At 39.3% G+C, this 3,203-nt stretch carries 2 protein-coding genes; both read left to right on the top strand.

Going from position 1 to position 3,203, the window contains the following annotated elements; translation table 11 throughout:
• Positions 1 to 294: 294 nt before the first annotated feature.
• Positions 295 to 1,743, top strand: coding sequence for a purine-cytosine permease family protein (locus tag V7659_RS30955; protein ID WP_335543826.1), 1,449 nt, complete (start codon positions 295 to 297; stop codon positions 1,741 to 1,743).
• A gap of 372 nt (positions 1,744 to 2,115) precedes the next feature.
• Positions 2,116 to 3,123: a LacI family DNA-binding transcriptional regulator gene (locus tag V7659_RS30950; RefSeq protein ID WP_335543825.1), complete on the top strand. Its 1,008-nt coding sequence runs from the start codon at positions 2,116 to 2,118 to the stop codon at positions 3,121 to 3,123.
• Positions 3,124 to 3,203: the final 80 nt, after the last annotated feature.

Below are 3,203 nucleotides of genomic sequence, written 5' to 3'. Positions count from 1 at the left end.
CAACGATACCCCATGCCATCTTGATTTACCAATGAAAAATTGTACGTTATATCTAGACGGTAAATTAATTGTAAAAGATGGAGACATTGTGATCGATGAAATGAAAGCTGCTAAACCACAGCTGGCTTGATTGACTAAACTAATTATTCCCTTGTGGTAAAAGGATGATTTTGTATCACTGAATATGGAAAAAACTGAATAAAGATGGAATCACTCTACTGCGATTTAATACGACTTCTTTGCGAGAGATGGTACTTTTTAAAGAAATTATGACCATTAAACGGAGGTATGTATTTGAGCAACCAAACGGTTAAGATGAAAGAACATTCTTCAATTGAAATACGCGGTGTCGATATGATTCCGGAGAATGAGCGGAATTCAAAGGCATCCAATGTGTTCTACGTCCTATGTGGTTCGCAGTTTGCTTTTGGCATTATGGCAATCGGTTCATTACCAATTGTGTTCGGACTTGGCTGGTGGGCAGCATTCTGGGCAATGACGGTGGGGCTTGTGATTGGCTCCATTGCAATCGGACCAATTTCCATTTTGTCACAGAGAACAGGTACGAATGGAGCACTAGCAAGTGGAGCACATTTTGGGGTAAAGGGCCGTATTATTGGTTCGTTTCTTAATATTGTAATAGCGATTGGTTTCTATGCTCTTATGGTTTGGACAGGGGCTCAAGCCTTCGTCGCGGGAGGTCACCGGTTGTTTGGCTGGTCAGAAGGAACCGGTACATTATTGATAGGGTGTATCATCGTCAGTGTCATAACCGCAATAGTAGCAATAATGGGTCATAAAGTAGTAGTTTTGTTTGAAAAAATAGGAACCTACCTGGTAGGAAGTATTGTCATTATGTCTGTGTTTATATTTGCTACAAAGTTCAACGTTAGTTACGAAGGTGGTCATTATGTATTAGGTGGTTTTTGGCCGACTTGGGCACTCGCCATGCTGGTAATCGCTTCGGTTCCTATTTCGTATGCACCATTTGTTGGGGATTATAGCCGATATATTCCCAATAGTCATAGTTCGACGAAATTGGCAGGGGCCACATCCCTTGGAATGTTTGTCGGGTGTTGGTTAGCAATGGTACCTGCATCATTTATGATGTCAACGGTGAAGGATTTATCTACCCCATTCGTAACAGGAATTATTGGGGGGGCTCCATCATGGTGGATCGCTCCAATTACAATTGCAGGGATATTTGGTGCTCTGCCGAACGGTGGGTTGTGTTTATACAGTGCCGGACTTTCTCTCGAATCCCTCGGTTGGACGCTTAAACGGGTAACAACCACCGTAATTATGGCAATTGTCGGTTTTCTCTTGGTATTTATCGGAGTTCAAGATGTGTCCAATATGATACACCTAATCGACGGGTTTGTTATTATCATTATCGTGGGTGTGTCACCTTGGTTAGCGATCAATCTTGTCGGACATTACTTGGTAAAAGGGCGGTATAAACCATTAGATTTACACAATAGTTCTACGTCAAGCAGCTATTGGTACTCTAGCGGATTTAACATACCTGCTATTATTTCATGGACGATTGGATTGATCGTGGGATTGTTGTTTACAAGTACCAGCATTTTCACCGGTCCATTCGTATCTGTCGTCGGCGGTATTGATTTAAGTTTTACTTCATCTGCGCTTGTTGGGGCGATTGTATACTACGCTTTAACGAATTTGTTTCCATATCGTTCAAGAGAAGTATCTAGTGAAGTTGCTGAGAATATAGTTCCTTAAATTATTTCGAGAAGTCATTAATTTTATGATGGTAGACGAACTTCTTTTTAAAAGGAGTTCGTTTTTATTAGGGATGATTCTGTTTTTTATTGGAATATTTTCAAGGGGGTAAAGCGAATGGGAAAAACATTACATTTGGGGCTGCAAAAAATTTCAAAAGTCCCTGCACCAGTCCAATTCCATAGGTGGCCAATCTGGCGCTGCTGCGGGGAATACTCAAACCTATTTTAATGGGTTTTTTTGTTATTCAATTTTCTAGGAATGAGACAGTTTGTACACAAGGTCCATTTTTTCATTTATGTAAAGTTATTGTATTTATTCATGTAATCGATTACAATAAATGTAAACGAACACTGAAGGGGAAAGCAATATATGGTCAAAATTGCGGAAGTTGCAAAAATGGCAAATGTTTCAACGGCCACAGTATCCCGAGTCATTAGTAATGCAGGGACTGTAAAAAAAGAAACAGCTGAAAAAGTTTTAGAAGCCATAAAAAAATTAAATTACCAGCCTAATATGCTGGCAAGACAATTAAGAAGATCTGAAACCAAAACAATTCTTGTAGTAGTTCCTGATATAACCAATACTTTCTTTTCTGCGGTGCTGCGCGGAATTGAATCCATTGCCATCGAAAACGGATATCAAGTACTTCTAGGAGATGCGCGAAACGATGTCGAAAGCGAAACTAGTTTTTTAACGATATTAGGTCAAAAAAAAGCAGATGGATTGATATTATTAACGGCAAGGACCGATCAAAAAATATTAGAAGATTTATCTCAGGATTACCCTGTAGTATTGGCGTGTGAATACTATGAGGGTTCCAAGCTGCCTACGGTCTCCATTGATAATGTTAGCAGTGCAAGAAAGGCAACTGAATATTTAATTAGCTTAAACCACAAGAGAATTGGACATATTTCCGGACCCTTGAATATTGTAGTTGGACGAGATCGATGCAGGGGGTTTCATCAAGCAATGGCGCAACATGGCCTGTCTGTGGATCCAAGTTTGGTACAGGAAGGTGAATTTTCTTTTGAAAGTGGATTTAATTTAATGATGAAATTTTTGTCACTAGAGAATCCTCCTACAGCCCTTTTTGCCGGTAATGATGAAATGGCTATGGGCGCCATTAAAGCCGCTAAATCTAAAGGTTTAAGAGTGCCAGAGGATTTATCTGTTATTGGCTTTGATGATATTCAATTTGCATCGATTTTTGAACCTGCTCTAACAACCGTGGCACAACCAACGTTTGATATGGGTCAAAAAGCGATGCGTCTACTGTTAAAATTAATTAAAGATGAAGAAATAGAGAAAGATCAATTTATTCTTCCTGATAAACTCATTGTCCGTGAATCATGCAAAGAACTTACCGTAGAAGAGTAGTTTAGCCTATTCCTGTTAGAATTAAAATAATGAAAAACAAAAGGGGAGTGAACTTAATAATGGTTCACTCCCCTTTTGTT

The organism is Neobacillus drentensis (genome assembly GCF_036966985.1).
In the GTDB taxonomy this organism is placed as follows: domain Bacteria; phylum Bacillota; class Bacilli; order Bacillales; family Cytobacillaceae; genus Neobacillus; species Neobacillus drentensis_E.
This window is presented reverse-complemented; position numbering and strand designations above follow the sequence as displayed.